The sequence below is a fragment of the Rhodobaculum claviforme genome (assembly GCF_016653255.1).
Classification (GTDB): domain Bacteria; phylum Pseudomonadota; class Alphaproteobacteria; order Rhodobacterales; family Rhodobacteraceae; genus Rhodobaculum; species Rhodobaculum claviforme.
The window spans coordinates 1-5,388 of the sequence record NZ_NHSD01000302.1 but is presented as its reverse complement, the minus strand read 5'-3'; the positions used below and the strand labels follow the sequence as shown (position 1 = coordinate 5,388).

Sequence of the window (5,388 nt, the reverse complement as noted above, 5' to 3'; positions counted from 1 at the left end):
GGGTTCACTGTCCTTGCCGCGACATGCGGCGTCCTCTGGCGTCGAGATTAACAAACCGTTAAGCTCACATCAAACGAAACTGTGACCGCAAGGCTACTTGGCAGGCAGGAAACCGGCCACATGCATGATCCTTTTTCCGGCTTGACAGCCAAGGCGCGCACGCTGGCCCTGGCGGCCGGGTGGGCCCTCGCGGCGGGCGGCGCGGCGGCCCTGACGCCGGTCAGTTGCCTCATCCAGCCCGAGGATACGGTGCGCCTTGCCACGCCCGTCGCGGGCATCGTGGCCGAGGTCCCGGTGGAGCGTGGCGACATCGTCACCGCCGGCACCGTGGTCGCCCGCCTCGATTCCACACTGGAGGACATCGCCCTCGCCCTGGCCGAGGCCCGGGCGGCAAACCCTTCGCGGATCCACTCGCTGGAGGCGCGCGTGGCCTTCCTCGAGGCGCAGCTCGACCGCAACGAGCGCCTGGCCACCCGCGACGCGGTACCCGAGGCGACGGTGCAGGAATCGCGCCTCGAACGCGCCGTGGCGCGGCTGGAACTGGACGAGGCGCATCTTGCCCGCACGCTCGCCGGGATCGAGGCCGACCAGAGCCGCGCGCTGCTGGCGCAGAAGACGTTGCGCGCGCCGATCGCGGGTGTGGTCACCGAACGGCTCATCAGCCCCGGGGAATTCCGCGATCCGCAGCAGGGCCACCTGGTCACCATCGCCCGGCTCGACGTGCTGCGGGTGGAGGCCTTCGCCCCCATCGCCCATTATGCCGAGCTGGAGGTCGGCCGCGAGGTCACCATCCGGCCAGAGGCGCCATTCGGCGGCGCCTGGCCCGCCACCATCACCATCATCGACCGGGTGTTCGACGCGGCCACCGCCACCTTCGGCCTGGTCATGCGGCTGGAGAACGCCGATCTCCTCCTTCCCGCCGGCCTGCGGTGCGAGGTCGACTTCACCGCACCCGACGGCGGCTGACCCCGGCGCCTTCCCCGCCCCGGAAGGGGAACGCGGGCCACCACCGGCAGCCCCCGGCCCGGGCCGTGTGGAAACGCCTGCGCCACGGGCAGCCGTCAGCGGCGGCTGTTCGACCCGGCCGATGCCCTCCGCGCGGCGCGCGCGAGAAAGCCGGTGCAGGCCTTCGTCGCGGAGGCGACCAGTTGCCCTGCGCGATCCTGCAGGAATGGCGCGGGGGAGGCTTGATGCCCGAGCTGTTTTCGGAATCCGCGATGATCCTGCGCGCGTCGCTGGCCCGGCCGAAGCACCAGATGGGGGTATGGGGCTGGCATCCCGCCCCCCCGAAGCGCCTGCGCTCGGAGGTGCTGCCGCTGCGCATCGAGCGCTTTGGCGGGACCGTCGTCCCGGGCCACAAGGTCATGCAGATCGGGAACGACTGCGACAAGGACGTCCACAACGGCGATATCGGCATGATCACGGTCGTCGACGAAGGCGAAGGCGCGGCTGCCGTCGATCTCGACGGGCGCACGGTCCCCTTCGCCTTCGGCGAGCGCGGCACGCTGGTGCCGGCCCATGCCGCCACGATCCACAAGAGCCAGGGATCCGAGCATCCCGCCGTGGTGATCCCGGTGATGACCAGGCACTTCGCCAAGCTGCAGCGCAACCTGATCCACACCGGCGTCATCCGCGGCAAGGCGCTGGTCGTCCTGGCCGGCCAGAAGAAGGCCGCGGCGATCGCGGTGAAGAACGTCTCGGGGCGGCGGCGCTGGTCAAGGCCGGGGGACCGGCTGGCACCCGTCCGAAGTCAATCCATCTGACGATGGACACCATCGCGGGTTCACCACCCGATGGGTGACGGAACGCCGCAAGCCTGAGAGAAGCGCGGAGCTGCCATGCGGCACGCGGACGGCCGCGAACGCGCGCCCATCACAGCAGGCTCGGCAGCCAGGTCGCAAGCCCGGGCACCAGGCCGACAATCAGCATGACGAGGAGGAACAGCCCCACGAACGGCCAGGCGGCAGCGAAGAGGGCAGCCATCGGCACCTGTGGCGCGGCTCCGCGGAAGGCGAACATGGCATAGCCGAAAGGCGGGGTGATGCCCCCCACGGTGACATTCAGAAGCATCAGCAGCCAGAACCACATGGGGTCGAAACCGAGCAGCGCGACCAGCGGCGCGTAGATCGGGATGATCACCAGCATCACCGCAACCTGGTCGATGAAGAGGCAGAACACGAACACCAGCGCCATCATCGCGAGCAGCATCGCAACGGGCGGCCAGCCCAGATCCGACACGAAGCGGGTGATCTGCGCCGAGGCGCCGCTGATGGCAAGGAGCTGGCTGAACAGCGTCGACGACGCCATGATGATCAGGATCATTGCCGTCAGCAGCACCGCGCTGCGAAGTGCGCCGACGAGCATCTCCAGGCTTGCCCGGCGGAACATGGCGGCAATCGCCAGCGCGCCCAGCACTCCCGCCGCGGCGCTTTCGGACGGCGTGGCGATCCCGAACAGGATCAGGCCCACCACCAGCACGATGAGCCCCGCAAAGGGCACGCAATGCAAGAGCGCCCGGCCCACGGGCGCCGCCGTGCCCTTTGCCGGGGTCTCGGGCGGCGGGGCGAGATCGGGATTCAACCGCACGCGCAGGAGCGCATAGCCGACGAAGGCCGCCCCCAGCAGCAGCCCCGGCAGCACCCCAGCCACCAGCAGACCGGCCACCGAGACCTTGGCCAGCGTGGCGATGATGATCACCAGCACGCTGGGGGGGATCACGGGCGCAAGGCTGGCCCCGCCCAGGATCATGCCGATGGACAGGTTTCGATCATAGCCGCGACGCTCCATGCCCGGAAAGATCGTGCGGGCCATCAGCGCCGCCACCGCCATGTTCGAGCCCGACAACGCGCCGAACACGGTGGACAGAACCCCCGCCAGCACGAACTGGCGCCCGCGCATCCGCCCCACCAGCCGGTCGACCGCGTCGAACAGCACCTCGGCCGCGCCCGAGCGGAACAGGATCTCGCCCATCAGCACGAACAGCGCGATGGCGGTGAGCGTCCCGGTGGTCGCCGTCGTGAAGATGGAGTTCGCCACCATCCCGAAGGCCTGCGGCCCCATGAACAGCGCAACCCCCGCGGTGTTCAGCGCGAGGAAGGCCAGGAAGACGGGCACCCCCGCCACGAACAGCCCCAGCAGCAGGCCCGCGGCCCCGATCAACACCAGTGGTCCGGCCATGGCGGTCCCCTCACCCTTCTCGTGTCGTCACGGCGAGCCGCAGGAAATGCAGCGCCGAGCCGGCAAACCCATAGACGATCCAGACCGAGATCCATGCCTTGGGCACCGGATGCGCGGCCATCATGCGGATGTTGCGCTCGACCTGGCGCAGCGTCTCGTCGAGGCAGATCTTCATCAGGAAAAGGCAGACCACGGCGCCGAGCAGCGCGATGACCCGCCCGGCCCAGAGCTGCGCCCGCGGCGACAGCCGCTCCAGCAGCACCGTCACCGCCACATGCCCGCCCGAGGCCGTGACCTTGGGCAGCGCCATGAAGGTCAGGAACAACAAAAGATAGCCGACCAGATCGGCCGACCAGCGCGTGGGCGCGCCAAGGAAATAGCGCGCGACCACCTCCCAGGCATAGGCCAGCACGATCAGCGCCAGCGCGGCCATGGCGAGCCCGACACCGACCTCGGTCAGCCCGTCGTGCAGCCGGCCGAGGCGGCGCGCGATGCGCCGCCCCAGCCCTTCTCCAGCGTTGTCGTCTGCCTGCTGCTCCATGATCGACATGGTGCTACTCGGTCAGGCCAGCCGTCACGGCCAATTCGCGCAAGGCGCCGGCGGCATCTCCGCAGCAGTCGTCCGCGAGGGCCCAGATGCTGTCGATGAAGGCACTCTGCACCCTTGCCGCCATTTCCGGAGACAGCTGCTGGATGCCGACCCCCAGTTCGTCGAGCCTTGCATCCTCCTCGGCCTGAATGGCGTTGCCCACCCAGGGCATTTCCAGCTCGGTGATCCGCCCCGCCTCCAGCAGCGCGGCCTGCGCATCTGCGTCGAGCCGCGCCCAGGCGTCGAGGTTGATGAACACCGGCTGGGTCGCTGCGCCGAAGGTGGGGCGCAGCCTGTACGAGGCGACCTCGTAGTGGCGCATGCTGAGCATGCCCGCGGCGGGCCAGCCGGCGCCGTCGACGATGCCGGTCTGCAGCGCCGAGTAGATCTCCGACCCCGGAAGCACCACCGGCTCGGCCCCCAGCGCCTCGATCACCCCGAAATAGGTGGGCGTGCCGCGCACCTTGCGGCCCGCCAGATCGCCGTTCGGACCCAGCGGCTCCTTGGTGAAGAGGTGGTAGCCCTCCATGCTCACCGACATGAGCGCGAGCAGCTTCAGGTTGTGACGCGCCTGATAGAAGGCGTCGATGGCGTCCCAGACGCCGCTCTCGCGGCGGGCGACCGGGTCGACCTGGATCGCGTCCGCGGCCAGCGCGAGGCCGCCCTCGCCGGCGTGGAACACCGGATGGGTGTAGAGCATGTCGAAGGCACCGCTCGAGACGGGTTGCAGCTGCTCGAAGATCGGCACCGATTCCGGACCGAACACGGTGATGCTGACGCCCCCAATGGCGTCGAGGTTCTGCAGATAACGCTCGAGAACGGCATAGGTCGGGCGCTGGGTGCTGTCGAAGCTCGACAGCAGGCGCAGGTTGGACGCCTCAGACGCGAGGGGTGCCGTCACCAGCGCCAGCGCCGTCGCGCCTGCCGCGATGGTCCGGCCGAAGGTGGTCGACAGTCGTGCGGTGAACGAGGTCATGCTCTGGTCCTTTCAAGCCGGCGGGGTCGAGAGGCTCCCGCGCTGTAAGTAAGCGTTTGATTACCTGTGCTGCCCCTGCCCTCCTACGCATTATCACCTTGGCACAGGCCCCGATCTCATCTTCGCTGCCTCTTTGAGCAAACCTCTGCCCCCCTTGCCCAATCGGCCGACCAAAAATGTATGGCGTCCCCTTGCCCCCCTTAAGTAAGTGTTCAATTACGACGGCTGGGGCAGTCTGCGGGCCGATGACCCCAGCGAATCAGGAGCAAGGACATGGCTGCACCGCGAATGGAGACGGCGCGACGCAGGATTGCCGAGTGGGAGCCCCGCATTCGCGCCTTCACCACCCTCGACGAGGCGGCATTCGCTCGCCCGGACGCAGTCGAAGGCCCGCTCTCGGGTGTTTCCACGGGCGTGAAGGACGTGCTGGACGTCGCGGGCCTGCCCACGCGGAACGGCAGCGGCGCCTGTGACGGGGCCGGGCCGGCGCATGCGGATGCTGCGGTGGTGGCTGCGCTGCGGGCCGCCGGGGCGGACATCCTGGGCAAGACCGTCACCACCGAGTTCGCCTTCATCGACCCGACCGATTGCCGCAACCCGCATGACCTGACCCGGACCCCGGGCGGGTCCAGCAGCGGCTCGGGGG

The 5,388-nt window shown here is 69.1% G+C and carries 6 protein-coding genes; 3 read left to right on the top strand and 3 right to left on the bottom strand.

Annotated features, from left to right (window positions below):
• Positions 1-141 precede the first annotated feature (141 nt).
• Positions 142-966, top strand: coding sequence for an efflux RND transporter periplasmic adaptor subunit (locus CCR87_RS13985; protein ID WP_201158154.1), 825 nt, complete (start codon positions 142-144; stop codon positions 964-966).
• A gap of 182 nt (positions 967-1,148) precedes the next feature.
• Positions 1,149-1,763: an ATP-binding domain-containing protein gene (locus CCR87_RS13980; protein WP_242512025.1), complete on the top strand. Its 615-nt coding sequence runs from the start codon at positions 1,149-1,151 to the stop codon at positions 1,761-1,763.
• Positions 1,764-1,872: 109 nt separating this feature from the next.
• On the opposite strand, the gene CCR87_RS13975 is transcribed toward CCR87_RS13980, so the two are convergent.
• The 3 genes from CCR87_RS13975 to dctP are packed head-to-tail and all read right to left on the bottom strand — an operon-like array spanning position 1,873 to position 4,742.
• Entirely contained in the window at positions 1,873-3,177 is a 1,305-nt protein-coding gene (locus tag CCR87_RS13975; RefSeq protein WP_201158153.1) for a TRAP transporter large permease, read from the bottom strand.
• Positions 3,178-3,187: 10 nt separating this feature from the next.
• Positions 3,188-3,727 (bottom strand): TRAP transporter small permease, encoded by a 540-nt coding sequence (locus tag CCR87_RS13970; RefSeq protein WP_207186648.1) that lies wholly within the window; start codon positions 3,725-3,727, stop codon positions 3,188-3,190.
• 4 nt (positions 3,728-3,731) lie between these two features.
• Positions 3,732-4,742, bottom strand: coding sequence for a TRAP transporter substrate-binding protein DctP (gene dctP / locus CCR87_RS13965; protein WP_201158151.1), 1,011 nt, complete (start codon positions 4,740-4,742; stop codon positions 3,732-3,734).
• Between the two features lie 273 nt (positions 4,743-5,015).
• Here dctP and CCR87_RS13960 point away from each other — a divergent pair.
• Positions 5,016-5,388: amidase family protein (locus tag CCR87_RS13960; protein ID WP_242512024.1), on the top strand; the 373-nt coding region annotated here is incomplete at its 3' end.

Bases quoted from the DNA above. Each gene is read 5' to 3' on its own strand.
- CCR87_RS13975 (WP_201158153.1), bottom strand. From the start codon at position 3,177: ATGGCCGGACCACTGGTGTTGATCGGGGCCGCGGGCCTGCTGCTGGGG.
- CCR87_RS13970 (WP_207186648.1), bottom strand. From the start codon at position 3,727: ATGTCGATCATGGAGCAGCAGGCAGACGACAACGCTGGAGAAGGGCTG.
- dctP (WP_201158151.1), bottom strand. From the start codon at position 4,742: ATGACCTCGTTCACCGCACGACTGTCGACCACCTTCGGCCGGACCATC.